18 protein-coding genes and 1 pseudogene are annotated in these 18,888 nt (G+C 62.0%); 14 read left to right on the top strand and 5 right to left on the bottom strand.

The features are described from left to right. Positions 1-15: 15 nt before the first annotated feature. Entirely contained in the window at positions 16-2,748 is a 2,733-nt protein-coding gene (locus AC0L3C_RS05835; protein WP_473407404.1) for a bifunctional diguanylate cyclase/phosphodiesterase, read from the top strand. Positions 2,749-2,892: 144 nt separating this feature from the next. On the opposite strand, the gene AC0L3C_RS05840 is transcribed toward AC0L3C_RS05835, so the two are convergent. Continuing rightward, the gene (locus AC0L3C_RS05840) at positions 2,893-4,230 is read right to left on the bottom strand and encodes a S41 family peptidase (protein WP_473260013.1); all 1,338 of its coding nucleotides are present in this window, start codon (positions 4,228-4,230) and stop codon (positions 2,893-2,895) included. A gap of 302 nt (positions 4,231-4,532) precedes the next feature. Here AC0L3C_RS05840 and AC0L3C_RS05845 point away from each other — a divergent pair, with 302 nt between their 5' ends. The 6 genes from AC0L3C_RS05845 (at position 4,533) to AC0L3C_RS05870 (ending at position 9,862) form a co-directional block, all read left to right on the top strand. Next, the gene (locus AC0L3C_RS05845; RefSeq protein WP_473260011.1) at positions 4,533-5,666 is read left to right on the top strand and encodes an alpha-hydroxy acid oxidase; all 1,134 of its coding nucleotides are present in this window, start codon (positions 4,533-4,535) and stop codon (positions 5,664-5,666) included. Positions 5,667-5,674: 8 nt separating this feature from the next. Beyond that, positions 5,675-6,307, top strand: a complete 633-nt coding sequence (locus AC0L3C_RS05850) for an HAD family hydrolase (RefSeq protein ID WP_473260009.1) — start codon at positions 5,675-5,677, stop codon at positions 6,305-6,307. A 154-nt stretch (positions 6,308-6,461) separates the two neighbouring features. Beyond that, on the top strand, positions 6,462-6,653 hold the full coding sequence (locus AC0L3C_RS05855; RefSeq protein ID WP_473260006.1) for a hypothetical protein: 192 nt from the start codon (positions 6,462-6,464) through the stop codon (positions 6,651-6,653). Positions 6,654-6,862: 209 nt separating this feature from the next. Then, entirely contained in the window at positions 6,863-8,074 is a 1,212-nt protein-coding gene (locus tag AC0L3C_RS05860; RefSeq protein ID WP_473282839.1) for a molybdopterin molybdotransferase MoeA, read from the top strand. 175 nt (positions 8,075-8,249) lie between these two features. Then, on the top strand, positions 8,250-8,951 hold the full coding sequence (lexA, locus tag AC0L3C_RS05865; RefSeq protein ID WP_007610823.1) for a transcriptional repressor LexA: 702 nt from the start codon (positions 8,250-8,252) through the stop codon (positions 8,949-8,951). Between the two features lie 473 nt (positions 8,952-9,424). Next, a complete protein-coding gene (locus AC0L3C_RS05870; RefSeq protein WP_473260002.1) occupies positions 9,425-9,862 on the top strand; it encodes a hypothetical protein in 438 nt (145 codons plus the stop codon). Between the two features lie 138 nt (positions 9,863-10,000). On the opposite strand, the pseudogene AC0L3C_RS05875 reads toward AC0L3C_RS05870, so the two are convergent. Further along, positions 10,001-11,377 (bottom strand): annotated as a pseudogene (locus tag AC0L3C_RS05875) (ComEC/Rec2 family competence protein); the annotation flags it as partial. 405 nt (positions 11,378-11,782) lie between these two features. Here AC0L3C_RS05875 and AC0L3C_RS05880 point away from each other — a divergent pair. The 4 genes from AC0L3C_RS05880 to AC0L3C_RS05895 all read left to right on the top strand — a co-directional run bounded on the left by AC0L3C_RS05880 (position 11,783) and on the right by AC0L3C_RS05895 (position 13,864). Next, the gene (locus AC0L3C_RS05880; RefSeq protein ID WP_473407405.1) at positions 11,783-12,118 is read left to right on the top strand and encodes a hypothetical protein; all 336 of its coding nucleotides are present in this window, start codon (positions 11,783-11,785) and stop codon (positions 12,116-12,118) included. Further along, positions 12,087-12,725 (top strand): DUF6680 family protein, encoded by a 639-nt coding sequence (locus tag AC0L3C_RS05885; protein ID WP_473407406.1) that lies wholly within the window; start codon positions 12,087-12,089, stop codon positions 12,723-12,725. The genes AC0L3C_RS05880 and AC0L3C_RS05885 overlap by 32 nt, the downstream gene beginning before the upstream one ends. Before the next feature lie 398 nt (positions 12,726-13,123). Continuing rightward, on the top strand, positions 13,124-13,390 hold the full coding sequence (locus tag AC0L3C_RS05890; RefSeq protein ID WP_473407407.1) for a hypothetical protein: 267 nt from the start codon (positions 13,124-13,126) through the stop codon (positions 13,388-13,390). Positions 13,391-13,537: 147 nt separating this feature from the next. Continuing rightward, positions 13,538-13,864, top strand: coding sequence for a hypothetical protein (locus AC0L3C_RS05895; protein WP_473407408.1), 327 nt, complete (start codon positions 13,538-13,540; stop codon positions 13,862-13,864). A gap of 680 nt (positions 13,865-14,544) precedes the next feature. Here AC0L3C_RS05895 and AC0L3C_RS05900 read toward each other — a convergent pair. Both AC0L3C_RS05900 and AC0L3C_RS05905 read right to left on the bottom strand, forming a co-directional pair. Beyond that, positions 14,545-15,015 carry a hypothetical protein gene (locus AC0L3C_RS05900; RefSeq protein ID WP_473407409.1) on the bottom strand — a complete coding sequence of 157 codons (471 nt, stop codon included), beginning with the start codon at positions 15,013-15,015 and terminating at the stop codon, positions 14,545-14,547. After that, the gene (locus AC0L3C_RS05905; RefSeq protein WP_473407410.1) at positions 15,012-15,320 is read right to left on the bottom strand and encodes a hypothetical protein; all 309 of its coding nucleotides are present in this window, start codon (positions 15,318-15,320) and stop codon (positions 15,012-15,014) included. The genes AC0L3C_RS05900 and AC0L3C_RS05905 overlap by 4 nt, the downstream gene beginning before the upstream one ends. Before the next feature lie 398 nt (positions 15,321-15,718). Here AC0L3C_RS05905 and AC0L3C_RS05910 point away from each other — a divergent pair, with 398 nt between their 5' ends. Continuing rightward, positions 15,719-16,063 carry a hypothetical protein gene (locus tag AC0L3C_RS05910; RefSeq protein ID WP_473407411.1) on the top strand — a complete coding sequence of 115 codons (345 nt, stop codon included), beginning with the start codon at positions 15,719-15,721 and terminating at the stop codon, positions 16,061-16,063. A 23-nt stretch (positions 16,064-16,086) separates the two neighbouring features. Here AC0L3C_RS05910 and AC0L3C_RS05915 read toward each other — a convergent pair whose 3' ends face one another. Next, the gene (locus AC0L3C_RS05915; protein WP_473407412.1) at positions 16,087-16,833 is read right to left on the bottom strand and encodes a hypothetical protein; all 747 of its coding nucleotides are present in this window, start codon (positions 16,831-16,833) and stop codon (positions 16,087-16,089) included. Positions 16,834-17,380: 547 nt separating this feature from the next. On the opposite strand from AC0L3C_RS05915, the gene AC0L3C_RS05920 reads away from it, so the two are divergent. Further along, complete coding sequence (locus AC0L3C_RS05920; RefSeq protein WP_473407413.1) at positions 17,381-18,421, top strand: GAF domain-containing protein; 1,041 nt, start codon at positions 17,381-17,383, stop codon at positions 18,419-18,421. Positions 18,422-18,465: 44 nt separating this feature from the next. Beyond that, on the top strand, positions 18,466-18,675 hold the full coding sequence (locus AC0L3C_RS05925) for a hypothetical protein (protein WP_473407414.1): 210 nt from the start codon (positions 18,466-18,468) through the stop codon (positions 18,673-18,675). Positions 18,676-18,888: the final 213 nt, after the last annotated feature.

Consider the following 18,888-nt stretch of genomic DNA (forward strand, 5'->3'; position numbering starts at 1 on the left):
CGACAACGATCGATCATGATGACGGGATTCGGCAGTCGCCTTTTTGACCAGGCCTTCGTGCGCAGCGGACCAATCCGCTGGCTGGTGGTGGGCGGCACGCTGCTGATCGCTGCGATCGCCGTCGGCGCGACGCTGATGGCGCAGAATTTCCGCGAACGTGCGTTGCGCAGCTCCGGCCGCGAGCTGGAAAACACCGTGCTGATGCTGGCCCATCATTTCGACCAGCAATTGCAGGATTTCGCAGTCATCCAGAAAGATTTCGTCGACTACGTCCGCGCGAGCGGCATCACCAGTGCGGCGGACTATCGCAAACGCCTCTCCGGCCAGGACCTCCACCGGATGCTGCGTTCGAAGATCGAGGCGCTGCCCTACATAGGCGGACTCAATATCATCGATGCCGAAGGCAATTTGATCAATTCGTCGACGGCATGGCCGGCCCCGAACGTGAGCGTTGCCGATCGCGCCTATTTCCGGACCTTCCGGTACGATCCCAACGCTCCCGAAGTCCTGATCGAACCACTCTACAGCCGCATCTCCGGCGCCTGGACCATCCTGATCGTGCGCAAGGTCGTCGGACCGAACGGTGAATTCATGGGTGTGGTCGGACGCGGCATCGAGCCGGCAAACTTCGAAAAATTCTTCGAGTCCGCCGTGCTCGGCGAAAGCACGACGATCTCCATGCTGCACCGGGACGGCACGATGCTCGCGCGTTATCCCCATTCCAGCGAATTGATGGGGCGGAATTTCAAGAACGGTCCGTTCGCGCATCAAAGGGTTTTCGGGCTCGACCATTTTGCCGGCCGCTTCATGAGCCCCGTCGACGGCGAGGACCGGCTGATTTCCTCACACGCCCTGCCTCACTTCCCGATCCTGATGATGGCCACCACGGCGCGCGCGACGGCCCTAACGGACTGGCGCGAGCAGATCGGCATCCTGATCTCGGTTGCCGCCTCCTCCGCGCTCGCCATCGCGGGCGTGCTGATCGCGATCATACGCAAGCTCCTGGAGCAGCATCGCCTTTCGCGGGAACGGCTGACGCTGGAAAAGCAGCGCCTCGACCGCGCCGTCAACAACATGACCCAGGGCCTGCTGTTGTTCGACGCCTCGCAGCAGCTCGTGATCTGCAATCAGCGCTACATCGAGATGTACGGACTGTCGGCCGAAATCGTGAGACCCGGCAGCAGCTTCCACGACATCATTGCGCACCGCAAAGCCACCGGCTCGTTCACCGGCGATGTGGACCAATATGTCGCGCGGGTCCTGCGCGACATCCATGTGCGCAATTCCATGGTGGTCGAGACCTCCGACGGTCGCTCGATCCAGATCGTCAACGAACCGCTCACGGACGGCGGCTGGGTGGCGACGCATGAGGACATCACGGAGCGCCGGCGCATCGAGGAGCGCATCACCCATCTCGCTCATTACGACGCGCTGACCGACCTGCCCAACCGCACCATGTTCCACGAGCATCTGCGTCAGGAACTCAATCTCGTCGCCGGGGGCGAACAGCTCGCGGTGCACTACATCGACATCGACGAGTTCAAGGGCGTCAACGACGCGCTCGGACATCTCGTCGGCGACGAGCTCCTGAAGTCGGTCGCGCAGAGCCTCCGGCGGTGTGCGGGTCCGGCGGACTTCGTGGCGCGCCTCGGCGGCGACGAATTTGCCATCGTCCAGAGCGCGGTAACGTCGCTGGATCAGGTCAACGAGCTCGTCGCGCGGGTGTTCGAGGCCATCCGCGCGCCGTTCGACTGCATGGGACATCATCTTGCCACCGACGCCAGCATCGGCATCGCGCTGGCGCCGCAACATGGAACGGCGCTGGACCAGATCCTGAAGAACGCGGATATGGCGATGTACGCGGCCAAAGCCGCAGGGCGTCGCACCTATCGCTTTTTCGAACCGGAGATGGACGCCAAGATCCACGAGCGGCGGCAGCTCGAGATCGACCTGCGCCACGCCATCGCTCAAGGCGGGCGCGAAGGCGGCCTCGAAGTTTATTACCAGCCATGCCTCAGCCTGAAGGACGACCGCATCACCGGCTGCGAGGCGCTGGTGCGCTGGCGCCATCCCGTGCGCGGCATGGTCTCGCCGGCCGAGTTCATCCCGATCGCCGAGGACACGGGCCTGATCAACGAGATTGGCGAATGGGTGCTGGCGACCGCCTGCCGGGACGCGGCGAACTGGCCCGACGACATCCGCCTCGCCGTCAACGTCTCGCCGGTGCAGTTCAAGAGCGGCACGCTGGCGCTGAAGATCATGGCGGCGCTTGCCGCCTCCAATTTGCCGGCGAGCCGGCTCGAGCTCGAGATCACCGAGGCGGTGCTGATCCGCGACGACGACACCGCGCTTGCGATCCTGCATCAACTCCGCGCCATCGGCGTCCGCATCGCGCTCGACGATTTCGGCACCGGCTACTCCTCACTGAGCTATCTGCATCGCTTCCCGTTCGACAAGATCAAGATCGACCGCTGCTTCGTCGACGACATCGCCGGCCCCGATGGCTCCGCCAGCATCGTGCAGGCCGTCGTCAATCTCGCGGCCGCCCGCCGCATGACCACCACGGCCGAGGGTGTCGAGACCGAGGAGCAGCAGCGTCTGCTGCGCGCGCTCGGCTGCTCCGAGATGCAGGGCTATCTGTTCAGCGCGGCGAAGCCGGCCGACAAGGTGCTGGAGCTGTTCGCGGTCCATCGCAGCCGTCTCGCACAGCGCGGCGGCAACGAAGGCCGTCGCCGCGAGGCAAGCTAGTCATCCGTTGGAATGTGTGAGGAAGCGCTTCGTAGGTGGGCAAAGCGAAGCGTGCCCACCTCTTGTCTCGCCGCGGATGCAGAACCGGTGGGCACGGCGCTTACGCTCCTTTGCCCACCCTGCGGCATCTCGACAGGCGATCAATTAGTTCGGCACCGCAGCCTTCGACGCCGGCTTGGCGGCGACCGCATTCGCGGTTTGGCCGTGCAGGAAGTCGTAGGCCGTATGCAGGGCCTTGTCGTCTTTGGCTTCCGGCGGGACATAGGACTGCGACCCGGTCTGCTCGGTGCCATCGGCCGCCTGGAGATGACCGCGCATCTGGGACTCCGCCATGGTGTCCATCCGGCCCTTCAGCTCGGCCGGCACGTCCTGGAGGATCTCGATGTCGGGCGCGATGCCCTGGGCCTGGATCGAGCGGCCCGAAGGCGTGTAGTAGCGCGCCGTGGTCAGCGCCAGCGCGCCGTTGCCGGTGCCGAGCGGAATGATGGTCTGCACCGAGCCCTTGCCGAACGAGCGCGTGCCGATCAGCGTCGCGCGCTTGTGGTCATGCAGGGCGCCGGCCACGATCTCCGAGGCCGAGGCCGAGCCGCCGTTGACGAGAACCACCAGCGGCTTGCCCTTGGTGAGGTCGCCACCATGCGCGGTGAAGCGCTGGGTCTCTTCCGGATTGCGGCCGCGGGTCGAGACGACCTCGCCACGCTGCAGGAACGCGCTCGACACCGATACGGCCTGGTCGAGCAATCCGCCTGGATTGTTGCGCAGGTCCATCACGTAGCCCACCAGCTTCTCCGGCGGAACCTCCTTGGCGATCGATGCGATCGCCTTCTTCAGGCCATCGGTGGTCTGCTCGTTGAACGAGGTGACGCGGATATAGCCGATATCGCCGTTCTCGACATGGAAGCGCACCGGGCGCACATGGATGATCTCGCGCTTGATCGCGACGTCGAGCGGGGCGTCGGCCCCCTTGCGCACGATCGTGAGCTTGGTCTGGGTCTCGACCGGCCCCTTCATCTTGTTGACGGCCTGCTCGAGCGTCATGCCCTGCACGGCATCGCCGTCGATCTTGCTGATGAGGTCGCCGGACATGATGCCGGCCTTGGAGGCCGGCGTGTCGTCGATCGGCGAGACGACCTTGACCAGCCCCTCCTCCATCGTGACCTCGATGCCGAGCCCGCCGAACTCGCCGGAGGTGGTCTCCTGCATCTCGGTCCAGGCCTTGTCGTTCATGTAGCGCGAGTGCGGATCGAGCGAGGTCACCATGCCGGTGATCGCGCCTTCGATCAGCTTGGCATTGTCGGGCTTCTCGACATAGCTCGCCTTCACCCGCTCGAACACTTCGCCGAACAAATTGAGCTTGGAATAGGCGTCATCCGCGCTCGCTGCCGCCCGTGCCGCCCATACGCCGCCGTGCGGACTGGCTACCAAAAGGGTCAGACACGCTCCGGTGAGCGCGCCCAGTGGAAACAGCAGGGTTTTCCGCATGAATAGGCTGGCCTTTTTGCTTCGCGGTTCGGTGGGGCTGGAGAGCCGCCATGCAAATGGCGATCCAGCCTGCTTCTCACAATACCATTCTGGTTTCTTCAAGGCCGGGATGCCACGCCGGCGGGTACACCGTAAAAATCCCCTCGTCCGGACCTAAACTTTCGGCAACGTTGCAGGACCCGGTTCGTGCGCAGCGGGGGGCGGCCGGCCCACGCCTCGCAGCCATGCCATTTTAGGATGGTTTTGGCGCCCCGGACGGGTTAGGCGATGAGGGAAGGCTTCAAATTCTCGGGAGGATAACAATGAACGAGGCACCCCGCATCCAACCGGAAAGGAACGTCGAGCTCGGCGCCAGCACCGAGCCGTTCCAGAATCTGCATGAATTCATCCGGAAAGCCCGCGCCAACCTCAACCAGAATGCCTGGGACTATATCGTCGGCGCGGCCGAGACCGAGACCACGATGCGTCGCAACCGCACGGCGCTGGACGAGATCGCCTTCCGCCCGCGCGTGCTGCGCGATGTCCGCAAGGTCACCGGCTCGGTCGAGCAGTTCGGCCGCAAGATGCGCCTGCCGGTCTTGCTCGCCCCCGTCGGCGCGCTCGAGATCTTCGACCCGGATGGTGCGGCGAGCGTGGCACGCGCCTGCGGCACTTTCGGTGCGGCGCACATGCTCAGTTCGGTGTCCGAGCCCGGCCTGGAAAAGACCGCCGAAGCTGCGCCCGACGCGCTGCGCCTTTACCAGCTCTATGTGCGCGGCGACGACGCCTTCGTCGCCGACGTCGTCAGCCGGGCCGAGAAGAACGCCTATGCCGCCTTCTGCCTGACCGTCGACACCGCTCATTACAGCCGTCGCGAACGTGACATCGCCAAGCGCTACGTTCGCGAGAGCCGCCTGCGCGCCACCGGCGGCGACTACCAGAAGGGTCTGGAGTGGCGGACCGTGAAGATGATCAAGGACAAGTTCAAGATCCCGCTGATCCTCAAGGGCATCGCGACGTCAGAGGACGCACTGATCGCGATCGATCACGGCGTCGAATGGATCTACGTCTCCAACCATGGCGGCCGTCAGCTCGATCACGGTCGCGGCGCCTTGCATGTCCTGCCCGAGATCGTTGACGCCGTGAAGGGCCGCGCCAAGATCATGGTCGATGGTGGCGTCTGTCGCGGCACCGACATCGTCAAGGCAATCGCGGCGGGCGCCGACCTCGTCGGCATCGGCCGGCTGCAATGCTGGGCGTTGGCGGCCGCCGGCGAAGCCGGCGTGGCGCGCATGCTGGAGCTGCTCGAGGACGAAGTGCTGCGCTGTCTCGGCCTCCTGGGTGCGACCTCGTTCGCCGAGGTCAACAAATCCTGCCTGCACCAGGCGACCGCAACCAACGCGCCGAGTGTGTTCAGCGCGTTTCCGCTGTTCGACCACGAGCCATATCGATACTGAGTGAAAGGATGCAGGTGACATCGCTGTCTCCCGGAGCTGCGGATGCGCTCCTGTTCGATCTCGGCCGCGTGGTGCTCGATATCGATTTCTCCAAGGCAATCGCCTGCTGGGCGGGACATGCCGGTTGCGAGCCCGAATCCATCGTCGCGCGCTATGTGCGGGACAGCGAAGCCTATCGGTTGCACGAGATGGGGAAGATCAGCGATGAGGACTATTTCGCCTCATTGCGAGCCTCGCTCGGAATCGGCATTTCGGATGCGCAGTTCCTGGAAGGCTGGAACGCGATCTTCGCCGGCGAAATGCCTGATATCGCCGAGCTGCTGCCGCGGGCAGCGAAGCAGATCCCGCTCTACGCCTTCTCCAACACCAACCGGCCGCACGTGGACCATTTCTCGAGGGAATATGCCGACCTCCTCGGCCATTTCCGCGAGCTGTATTTGTCGTCCAGCATCGGCCTGCGCAAGCCGGACGCGAAGGCCTTCGACCACGTCGTTGCGGCGATCGGCGTGCCCGCCGGGCGTATCGTGTTCTTCGATGATCTTGCCGAAAATATCGAGGGAGCGCGGGCGCGCGGCTTGACGGCGGTGCATGTGACCTCGCCCCGGGACGTCGGGAACGCATTGAAGGCATTGGGCATCTGACGACTATCTGTCGTCGCGAAACCCGACGGGAACAATTTTGAAAAAATTGAGGAACCCGATCACTTTGTGCATTTTTGTACAGAGTTCCCGGAACGGAATACCGCCTTCCGGACTCTTAGAGTCCGCTGGGACTTCTACGGACGGATGCATCATCGTGTTGGGCAAGACCTACCTCACCAAGCAGGCCTCTCTTCTTCTTGAATTCGCCAGGACAACTTCAGATTCGGATCTTTCCGCCAAGCTTGTGAGCAAGGCCGCCGATCTGAAATCCCAGGCCGATCCGTTGCCCGACAAGGATAAGGGATCCAAGGCGCCCGACGTAACATCCGGGCAGGCAGGCAGCTGATCGATGCAGGCCGGTGATTTCGTGGCTTCGATGACCACTTTCCTGCCGATCTCTCACGTTCTTCGGATCATGCCGCGACGCGCTTGATCCCGGCTTCCGGAACGATGCGAAGCGGCGGGATGACTGCCCCCGTTTTTGCCTCTGCGCCCGCGCTCGGCTAGAAGACTTGCGGAACATTCGCCCGAACGTGCCGAGCAGGAGTTTTCGCCGTGGCCTTGATGCCGGTTTCCGACGCGCTCGCCGCGGTGCTGGCGGATGCAGAGCCACTGCCGGAAGAAATGATTTCGCTCGACGAGGCCTACCATCGCGTGCTCGCGCGTGACGTCGCGGCGCGGCGCACGCAGCCGCCGCAGGCGATGTCGGCGATGGACGGTTACGCGGTGCGGGCGGCCGACGCCGCGACGATCGATTCGGAGCTCACCGTCATCGGCGAAGTCGCGGCGGGCCGACCGTTCGCCGGGAGGGTCGGCGCCGGCGAGGCCGTACGGATCTTCACGGGCGGCGTCATTCCCGGTGGCGCGGATGCCGTCGTGATCCAGGAAGACACTGTTGTCGCCGGCAAACGTATCACGATCAAGGAAGCCGCGATCGCCGGACGGCACATCCGCCCAGCCGGTATCGATTTCCGCGAGGGCGACGTGCTCCTGCGCAAGGGAAGCCGTCTCACCGAGCGCGACCTCGCGCTCGCCGCCGGCATGAATCATCCGCACCTTGCCGTTTTCAGGCGTCCGAAAGTCGCGATTCTCGCCACGGGCGACGAGCTGGTGATGCCGGGCACCACGCCCGGCCACGGCCAGATCGTCTATTCCAACGGCTACGCCCTGCACGCGCTCGCCCGCAGCGAGGGCGCCGAGACCATCGACCTCGGTATTGCCGCCGACACGCTGGAGGCGACCACCGCCGGCATCCGCAGCGCCCGTGAGAGCGGCGCCGACGTCCTGATCACGACCGGCGGCGCATCGGTCGGCGACCACGATCTGGTCCAGCAGGCGCTGCGGGACGAAGGCATCGCGATAGCGTTCTGGAAGATCGCGATGCGGCCAGGCAAGCCGATGATGCACGGACGGCTCGGCGCAATGGGTGTGATCGGCCTGCCGGGCAATCCCGTGTCGTCCTATGTGTGCGCTTTCCTGTTCATGGTGCCGCTGATTCGCGTCCTGTCTGGCCGTTCGGTGATTCACCATCGCCGTGAACGCGCCGTGCTCGGCCGCGACGTCGGCGCCAACGACCAGCGCGAGGACTATCTGCGCGCGCATCTGGAGGAGCGTGACGATGGCACACGCGTCGTTCTTCCCGTCAATCATCAAGACTCTTCGCTGCTTGCGAATCTCGCTGCAGCACAGGTACTTCTCGTGCGCGCACCGTTCGCGCCGAAGGCCGAAGCCGGCACGGCTTGCGAAGTGTTGCGGCTCCCCGTCTGAGCGTCCGGCAATGCGCGTTCCGCGAACTTTGCTCTGTTCACGGTAAATTAAGCAGTTGCGGAACATGTATCGAACATATAGTGTCCGTTCATGATTTGTTTCGAGCATGTAGCGGCTTATGGCCGAATTCAGCGTCTCGGAATCGGACGACATCAACCGGGGGACTTTGGTCGAGATGTTAACGCGCAAACAATACGAGCTTCTGCGGTTCATCAGTGAACGTCTGAAGGAAAGCGGCGTGCCGCCCTCCTTCGACGAGATGAAGGATGCGCTCGACCTGCGCTCGAAGTCGGGCATCCATCGCCTGATCACGGCGCTCGAGGAGCGTGGCTTCATCCGACGCCTGCCCAACCGCGCCCGTGCGATTGAAGTCATCAAGCTGCCGGAGCTCCAGGCAGCCGCCGGCAGCCGCCGCGGCTTCACGCCGAGCGTCATCGAGGGCAATCTCGGCAAGGTGCGTGCGGGCTCCAGCCTGCCCGCTGACGAGGGCGAACGTCCCGTGGCGGTGCCGGTGATGGGCCGCATCGCGGCCGGCACGCCGATCGAGGCATTGCAGACCCGCAGCCATACCATCAGCGTACCGCCTGACATGCTCGGCTCGGGCGAGCATTACGCGCTCGAAGTACGCGGTGATTCCATGGTCGAGGCCGGCATCCTCGACGGCGACATGGCGCTGATCCAGCGCAACGAGAGCGCTGATACCGGCGACATCGTGGTGGCGCTGATCGACGACGAGGAAGCGACGCTGAAGCGCTTCCGCCGTCGCGGCGCCTCGATCGCGCTCGAGCCCGCCAACGCAGCCTATGAGGTCCGCATCCTGCCGCCCAACCGGGTGAAGATTCAGGGCAAGCTGATCGGGCTTTACCGGAAGTACTGATACCGGAAGTGCTTCATACCTGAAGTGCTTGGCGCCTCGCGCGCTTCCGACCGGCATCGCCGGTCAGAGATTGGAGCGGATCATCGTCCGCTCCGGCTGGATAGTCGTTCTGGTTCTGCACAGACTATCCGGCCCCTCCTCCGGCGCTGGCTCCTCGCGACGCCCAGGAAACAGCACCGAAACAGCACCGCTTCAAATGGCACCGCGTCGCGGCTCGCGTGTTCGAGGAAACACCATCCAGCGATCAAGTTCGCCCGCCGCAGCCAAGCCGGCAATATTCGCGCATGCGCCTCCCGAATGCATCGCAACGGGCTTTGTTCCTATTGAATTCGGGAAAGATAATGTGATCGCGGCTTGCGGAAGCCAGCCGCAGATTTGCCCACAACCAAGCAGAGCTTTCGTGCTTCCACTCTGATAGAGGCCTGCGCCTCGATAAGAGACGCGGGTTGCTATCCCAGCATGAGGAGCACCCGATGTGTGACTACAGCCTACATGCCGTCGCGTCGCGCCCCGCCGAAGTCGGCGAGACGATCGTCACGACAAGCTTCCGCGGCACCTCGACGCGCGGCTTCGCCTCCGCAGCCGATCCATCCGTTGCCGTCTGCCTGCTGCCGGGAACGGAGCTCGCCTTCGCCGACGACGTCCGCTACGACAATCGCTGGATCTGGACGCGCACCATCAATTCCCGCGTGGGCAAGTTCGGCAAAATCGATCCGCACGTTCCCGACCGCCATCACGACGCGATCGAATTCCCCGACGGCAAATATGTCCTGGTGACGCAGCTCGTCGAAGGCCAGCGAGCGACCGTGCTGCAACTGCCGGTGACTCAGTCGGTCACCGAGCGCGAGCACAAGGCGCAGATCATCGCCGACAGCAGGCAGCCGACCGTCACGCACCTGCCGATCGGCTGAAACAGCCGCCCTCCGGCTACGAGGTCGGAGGTCAGGATTGAATCGCCATCGCCGGCCGTGGCCGGCGAGATGGTGTAGTTTGCGCCCAGCGAATCCGAGCGGACGCACCGATCCACTGCGTTGCTCCGCACCATCAGATCAATCGTCGGCCTGCAAGTCCGTCTCCGCCGGCGTTGCGTCCTTGATGCGGGACGCGGTCGTCTTTGGCGCGAGGCTGCCGTCGAAATCACCCTCGCCGGCGCCGGCCGGCAACCAGGGGCGGCTCGTGCCTCTCGCCCTCACCGCCTGAACCGCAAAACCGTCGCCACGCTGCGCCAGCGCCAGCGCGCTCTGGCTGGCGAGCCGCCGCCGATCGACCACCATCGCGGCGCAATCGGGCGGCGCGGGACGTGTCGTCACCACCAGCACGGCCCGACTGCAATCGTCCGCGAGAGCGTCGACGCGGAGTGCCAGCGCGACCAGCCTCCCGTCGGCCAGTGGCGTCACGCAGCCGGATTCGTCACAGGACACGCCATCGGCCAGCGAGGCTCTGCCCGCATCGCGGGGATCGGCGTCGGCAGCGAGCCATTCCCTCAGCAGAAAGCTGTCCTTGTTCGTCCTGATCAGGTGCAGATATCCGTCCTTGCCCCGCACGGCGACGCTCGCGCCATCCCCGGCAATCAGGATGTCGGGCTGCCGCGCCGACAGTCCCCAGAGGATCGCTGCCAGCAGCACCAGGGCGCCGGACCAGCGTAGTGGCGTCCGCAACAAGCCCAGCACGATGATTCCCAGGCTCGCCACGATCAGCGGCGCGATTCCGAACGCCGGGATGCGGCCGACCGCGCCCGGCAAGGCCGCGACCCAGCGCGAGACCGCGACCATCCAGTCGATGCCGATCCCCATCAGCCACCAGAACACGCTGTCCAGCCCGAACGGAGCAGCAAGCAGCCCCAACAGTCCCGCCGGCATCACCAGCGCCGAGACCACCGGCATCGCGCCGAGATTGGCGAGCACGCCGAACGGCGTGACACGGTGGAAGTGGAAAGCGGCGTAGGGTGTGGTCGCAAGTCCCGCAATCAGCGAAGCCATGAACAGCATCGCGATCTCGCGGCCGCCCCACATCGCAATGCGCGCGGTCGCCGAATGGTCCGGCGAGGCAAACAAATTCGGCATGCCGATCTGCACCAGCGCCACCAGGCCGAGGGTTGCCGCAAACGACATCTGAAAACTCGGATGCACCAGCGCTTCCGGCGCGACCGCCAGCACGATCAGCGCAGCCACAGCAAGCGTGCGGAAGGTGATGGCGCGGCGATCGACCATCACCGCGATCAGCACCACCGCCGTCATGAAGAACGATCTTTGCGTCGCGACCTCCGCGCCCGACAGCAGCAGGTAGAACGCAGCAGCGACCAGCGCGGCGGCGGCCGACCATTTCTTGATGGCGAAGCCCGCCGCCAGTCCCGGAATCAGAGCGAGCAGCGCGCGTACCGCGAAGAACACGACACCGGCAACGACGGCCATGTGATAACCGGAGATCGGTCAAGCAAAGATTTTATATAGGAAATACAGCGCGTTATGGCGCCATTGCTTCCCAAAAATCCGGATTGGGAAGCAGATGGGAAGCGACCTTGAAGGCAAGTCGCTTCGGCTCGATAGCAGTTGGCCATAAACTCGAGCCCTGCCCGCTCCTCCGGCATGGTCGAGCCGCCGGCGAGCTCCAGGCAGATGCGCTCCATGCGCGCGAGATCGTCGATGTCGTGCTGATGTTGCCCCATTGGAGGATCAGACTCTCGCCTGGGTGGCCACGTCAAGCGCGGGCCCGCCTATTTCTCAGGTGGTCATGAGATGGCTCGGGCTGTGAATTACACGGATAAAGTAGAATTTGGATCTAAACGCGCGTTCTGCGTGCCATCGTGGCTGCACTGATTCGAGGAGTCCTGGATGGAAGGGTTTTATGTCGCCTATCTCACGGGTCGCGCTGGGTCGAGCCTTCTGTTGTTTGCAATCCGCGGCTCCGACCTAATCGGAGTAGACGCTGGCGGATTGAAATACGACGGGAAGGTCAGCAAAACCACAGAAGGTTGGAAGTGCACAGTCGTTTACACAATCCCGGCAGGCTCTCCCGAACTCATAACCGGTGCTGATGCTCCATCGACAGATCAGCGAATTCCACTTGAATTTTCCTTACCACCGGATTTTTCAAACGGGCAGATCATAGGGATTGCTACTCCTCTCGGGCCCGTAAATGCCAAATTTCAGAAACTTCGCGATTGGTGAAAATATGCCGGCAGAACCGTTCTGGACATTGAAGCTTGCGGATTGCATAAATTTTCTGATCCTCTTCGCCACCATCGTTGCGATTGTCTATGGACCGATCAAAGCGGTCGAAATAACCAGGAAGAAAGACCTCGAACGCGACGCCCATGCGAGAAAACGCGTTATTCTTTCAGCACTGATGCGAACGCGAAAGATGGTCATGAATGCGGACCACGTCGGCGCGCTCAATCAAGTGCAGCTTGAGTTTTTCGACCACGCCGATGTGTTGCAAGCCTATAAAGCCTACATGGGTAATCTTTCCGAGGCGGTACCGGCGCCGGGCAATCAGCTCGATAATTTTATGACAAGACGAACTGATCTGTTCTTTGACCTCCTGCACACGATTGCTAAGGCGACAGGAGTCACCATAGACCGGCATGAGCTTGATCGGCTCGCCTACGTGCCATTTGGCTGGCAGACTGAGCAAAATGAAGTCCAGGCGTTCAGAACTGCAATGCTTGCACTTCTAAATGGTCAAAGGACACTGCTCATCGCACAGGGGCAACCGCAGCCAGCGACACCGGTTGCGCAGCAAGGACGCAGTCCCTATCCACCCGCTCCACAGTGAGACCGCTTTTCCACACCCACGACCGGCAGTAACTCGCGATCGCTTGGACCTACTAGGAATCGATTATTTGCGAGAGACTGACGATGCCGCTTTGATGGCGGCATGCGTGCTCGCCGTCGATACACAAAATGGGCCGGTCACTATCCGCCCCGCTCTCCTGCTGAATGGCTGGCTGACGGCCACGTGACCTGCAGCATCCAGTGCCTGAACGGCCGCTGCGATCGCAGGGTCGACGTGCGGCTCGACACACTCCCGCAAGATCAGCCATGGGCGCGCGTCGGCTTGCGCCTGGTCTGCTTGGCATGCGGTGCCGCAGGATCTGTGCATATCGTCCCGAACTGGCATGACAGTCGCGGGCAACTCAGGCCAAGCATGGGCTTGAGGTTTTGATTCCAGCGATGAAGCACGTCACCGAACGCCCTTTTGCCGATCCACAAAACGCAGCCCGCAAGCTGCTCGAGCTCGCCGCCGGAATAGAGCCGGTCCAGGACGGCCGTATCCACATCGAGAAGATCAACTACCCCTTCCTCTCCACGCTGAAGGGAAGCGGCACGGAGTTCGGCGCGGGCATCAAGTATGCAGTCGAGCGCGGATGGCTCGATCTGCACGAGAGCGGCACCTACGTGCGGCTGCTGACCACTGGCGAGGATTTGCTCAGTCAATAGATCAGCGTGAAGGAGAACCACGCCGCGAGTGACGCGCAGAGACAAATTCCAAGATAAGGCAATGCAAGGCGCATCGGGCTTTCCCTCCGAAACGCAAATAATGGATCATCATGTCATGCTGGGATCACAACCACCAGGAATCAGGGGTTGCAATCGCGCGCCTTCCGGCCGGCTGCGCTTGAAGTGAAATGGTCCCGCTCGTTCGACGAGCCCATACCGCTGCCCGATGGGCGCAAGCTGGTGACGCTGCTCGATGCCGGCGAGTACATCAGCGCTCTGCCGAAGAAGGAGCATCAGGCGCCCGAATGGCAAGCCGCGATGGAGGCGTTGATCCTGGTCGCAGAAAGCGGCGGCCCGACAATGTTCGCCCGCATCGGTGTCCTGCGGGCTTTGAACCGTCACTACGTCCCCGAACTCAATCCGAAGGGCAAAGGGCCGCATTGGGGACGGCGCCAGCTGAAGAGGGATCAGTGAGGGCGGCCTACCAGGGTGAACGGGTGAACCGCAGGTGAATGCTGCGTTCAAGGGCCGTTGTGCGTCAGCGTCCTATAAGCACCGTTGCGGGAACTCGCTTCTTTGCCATTCGTTACGGATCGATCAAGAGGGAGAGAAATGGTGCTTATTCAAGCTGCGATACTGGCTCTGGCTGGCCTCGGGTCAATATCGCCCGCGCCTGTCCAGGAAGAATCTCAAATTCAACAGGTCCAATTCCCAGGAAGGGGCGGCTCGTGTCCGGATGGATATGACTTCAACTTCTCTAACGGGCGTTGCTATCCTAATGAATATAAGGCGCCTGGCGTCTACAACAGGCCAAGACCCGAATACCCGCCGCCAGGCTATGGCTACCGCCGATCTCACAGGAATGGTTATCCAGGGTACCCACCGGGCTATTATGATCGTTGACGTGGCCCTGTGGTGTTAGGCTCGCCAGCGTGAACCTCGGGCCATCTCTCCCAAGCTCCAGCATATGAAAAACCCGCCGGCTCCGGTAGCCGACGGGTTCTCAATGCCCATGCGTACCGCGGTACTAGTCACCAATCCGCGATGGTCAATCGTACCGTGTTAGTCGTTGACACCCGGTTACCGCCTCAGTCGTCTGCGGTGCGTCATCAGCCGCTGCCGGTCGCGCTTTCGGTGGATCCTGCGGCGACGCTTCATGATGTAGGCCCGTGCTTGCCGTACTTCGCTATCTCTCGAAGCGAGAGCCGCACGGTGCGCAGCAGATCGAAAGCGAGGGACTGAGCCGCGCCGGCGCTGTGGGTGACCTCGTGCGGCAGGATGCTGAAGTTCTTCTCTAGGTAGAGCAGCAGGTCGACAAGGGCCTTCAAGTCCGTCGGCATGACGACCAGCAGGTTTCGTCCCGCTTCCTGCATCTCGGCAAAGAACTCTACAATGCCCTGACGTGCAGCCTCGATCTGAGACGCGGGTAAGTTTTCAGCTTCTGCCGCAGCGGTCCAAGCCACTGCCTGCGCATAGGCCTGCCGGGCTTTGATGTGCCTGTCGATGTCGTGCAGCACGGCCTCACGATCGCGGCTGGCCAACCTTTCTCGCCGCTCCCAAGCATGTTCGGCCCTGGCTTTGGGCTGCTCCGTACGGCTGCCGGGAAATTTGATGAGGTTGCTCATTGCTGCGCCCCTCGCTGGATATAGCTGGGGACGGGATCGTAGCTGTCACCGTCTCTGAGGGGCTTTTCGTGCCAGCGGTAATAGGTAGCTTTGAGCTCGCTCATGCGATCTTGCGTGATCTCTGCGATCGTCGCGGCGAGCACGGGCGCGCGCTCATCTTTAGGATTTTCGCAGACCTGCCGGACGAGGTCGGTGGTGATCTCGCAAAGCCGGTCGAGGTCGTTTATTCGATCCTCGAGCCGACGGTACGCAAGGTCTAGGGTCGGCTCCGCGCGCTGCGGGAACATGGGTCTTTCGATGGTCATGGTGGTTGCTCTGGGTAAGGGCTTTCCAAGGCCCGCGCAGCGGGACGGCCACTGCAGCCGGGGTTTGGAAACGTGCCAGAGCGACACGCCGAGCGCTTTTAAGGGGTGGGACTGGGAAGTCTCCCCTCTGGACAGCACGCCCGACCCCGGCCATAAAGACAGGGTTCGGAGCCGCACCGCCAAGTGCGTCCGTCGAGCCTTCCAAAACGGGAAGGCTCATTCAGCCGTCACCCCCGACGCCAATCGGGAGCATCCTGACCAAGGATGTGCGGCTATAGCTCTGGTCCGGGTTTCCAAGCCCACGGACATGCTGCCCCTGATTTGCTTAAAAATCCACTCCCCATTGGGCAGAAAACGTGGTGTCTTTGCCGGACGGGTGCTTTTAGGAGGGTCTGAGCGTGTGGTCTTCTGATGAGCGGGACAAGGTTGAACGCGAGGAATTTTACAAGGCGGCGCTAGCTTCCGCACAAGCCAAGCCGCCGCTCGAATTCCATGAAGCCAGCCCGAAGGTAGCTGAGTTTCTTGCGCAATACGATTGGGTGATCGCGTTTTACCCCGAACCTGCGCACGCTTCAGGTTTCGCCGCGATCGAGATCCGCAACACCAGAAAAGAAGCGGGATTTGCACGTTGCCAGTCGATTCCGTGTAGGGATCGAAACACCGCGTTCAAGCTGCACGAGCTTTCTCGGCGGCCAGACAATCATGCCTTCGAACCGTCCGTAATTCTCAACGAGGCCAACTGACGCCGGGGATGCTTTTGCGCGCGCTAGTCCCAGAGGCCGCGGCTCACGTAGTCACCCCTGGTGCCTGAGCCGTCATCGAAAATAGCCTCATCCAGCGAGACCAGCGGGCTATCTCCGAACTTCGCATACTTGGTCGGAAACATCCTGTTCTGCGCAGTCACATAGGATTTCACGCGCGATCGCACATCCTCCCGCCTCAACGCGCCGGTCAGTAGATCCTCAAAGATCGCACTGACAACATCGTCCCTGTCAGGGAAACTCTCCGGCAGCATTGCGCGGATCGTGTAGTAATCATTCTTTTGGTCACGCTTGGTCTCATTGCGGCTGCGAGCCCAACGGGTGTGAAGGGCTCTCGATCGCGAGCCCTTGATGACTTTGGCCGCGAGCGCATCGATCTCTGCATCAGAGCGCCTGAGACGCACAAAAGTCCGGTGCGACATGACGTAGCCGCTGCCGACGACACCCGCCGAAGTGAAGCTGCCGATACGGACGTTCATCTTCAATAGTTCGCGGATCTTATCTGCGCTTCCCGGCTTCAATGCGTTGCCATCGGCCGCGCGTTCTCGCTCGCAGATCTTACACTCGCGACGCGGGTCGTTCGGGTCCTTGCGAAACCGTGTGTTCTCCGGCGTGAACGGGTGGCCGCGGCTGCAATGTGTCTTTTCGCGCTTGGCGGCTGCCTTTCGAAGCTGGGCGGCGATCGCGTTGGCCTCTATGAGAGGTCGCGCCTCCGCCGCATATTCCGGATGTGCTCGAAAATAGGCCTCCAATCGCGCTGGCCTCACCGCGAACATTCTAGGCGTCTGTCCCTGCCTAAAGCCCTCCAACATCCGCACTGCTGTCGGTTCGGTGATCCTGTACAGGGGGATGGCTCGCACGCTCGCCTCCGCAAAGCGCAGAATTGCGCTTGGCAGATGCCGAACCTGAGTCGCGGCAGGTCCAAGGTCTAAGGTGCCAATCCACCGTTTTACAACCTGGGGAAAACAGTCTCTAGGTCAGCTGGCCTGCATTTTCCGAATCGCCTGTGCGTGCTCGCTGCCTGACCATGGTTCTGGTCGTGGGGTATTCATGAGCCAGTTTTTGTCCGTGCTGCTGCTGGGGACGGCTTTGACGCTGACCCTGTGCTTTGGGGTTGCGGCATGGCGCCAGTCCTCGGGCAGAGACGCGGACATCACTGCTACTATTCCGCATCAGGAAAACGGCTGGCGAACGAGGCCGACTAACTGAGGGTCTTGCGCTCGCTCTCCGGTTGCGCTTAGACTGGACTTATATTATCGGGCATCACTGCCTTTCTCCATTCCGCTTTTTGGTTTTGCTATGACTGATGATTTGGCGCCGATCCACGATCAGGTCGCGACGGCTTCTTCCAACAATTTGAAGAGATCGCGCTGGATCGTTCTAGGGGTTGGGATTCTGACAGCGCTGATGATCGGCTTGTCGACCTTCCTTCAGTTCTACGCTGCTGAGAAGTGGCTACCATCACACATCGTCGGCATGACCGTCTCTATTCTCGCGTTATTGCTGTCGGTTGGCCTGGTCGTAACGAACAAGGACTCGGCTGAAGAAATTGATTTGGCGCGGCAGGCTTTGCGCGCCGCAGAGAAGAAGGACAAAGAACTCGCTGGTCAGTTGTCGGATCATGCGTTGCAGAGCCAAGCTTTGCGAGCAGAGGTGGATTTGGCAACGCGCGAACTCAACGAAGCGAATCAGATGCTCGAGGGAATGCGATGGATGCAGGAGGCAATTGAGCAGTCCATCGATCAACCGAACACGACTGTGATTGACGCCATCACGCGCACGCTCACTGCGGGTGAACCATGGATGAAGAGATCGCTAAACTTCGAGTCTCGGCAGCATTACACGATAGACATCTACCAGGCTCGCAAAGTGAACGGCGCACCTAAACTCCACCTGATAGCGCACGTGCGCTCCAACAAGTGCGATATGACGAAGGCTCGCACGTGGGGAGTGGGCGATGGTGTTGCTGGTCATTGCCTCGCCAGGAACCGGAGTGTCATTATCAGCAACGCTGGCGATCCCTCCGTGGCTTCGCTGGTCGTGCAAAATCCAACGGACCTAGACACATATCAATCCTTCGCAGCATTTCCCATCCGCGCCGGGAAACCTGATGACGTGTGGGGCGTTGTAGTGGCGACTAACAGCGACCCTTACTTCTACGATGCGTCGGAGCCCGACAATCGGGGAGCAACGTCCACGGCCGGCCGGATCAAGCTTCTTGCAGGACTCATGGGATTAGTCGTACAAATTCACGAACCCCGCAGCGGCGGCGGGGCCGCTCAACAAATCAAAGCCGCGGTGAACCTCGCACCCCACTCCAGTCACAAAGAAGTGGAATGATCAGTCGGCCCTTAAGCCGTTGATAAGGAAGCAGGACATACCATATGACCGTCATGGTCGAAAAAAGGATGAGTTCGCAGGGATCCGCAGCTGATTTTGATCAGCAGCTGGAGCAGCTTGTCCGCAAGATGGCCCGCGGAGATGCGTCCCCCGACGATTTTCAGCTCTATGAAGAGCTGAGCCTCCGCAAATCTCTGCGCATGAGCAATCCGCGCTCGACGCCGCCGACCTCGCCACGTCGCAAGATAGCCTAGCTTGCCGGCTGGTGGCGCTACAAAGCGCCGCAGACCGGGCGCGAGCTGAATCATTACCCAAACCTCATCTAGCGCGAGCGGTATCCAAGCGCAGACAGGTAATGATGCCAAAAACGGAACGCCCTTGCGGATAGTGTTCCTTCAGTGGAACACCCCATGAGTTGAAGCCGAATTGCGCCCCGCCCCGTCGGGCGGGTCATTATCTCGTTTGTC

This window comes from Bradyrhizobium sp. WSM4872, assembly GCF_055811715.1.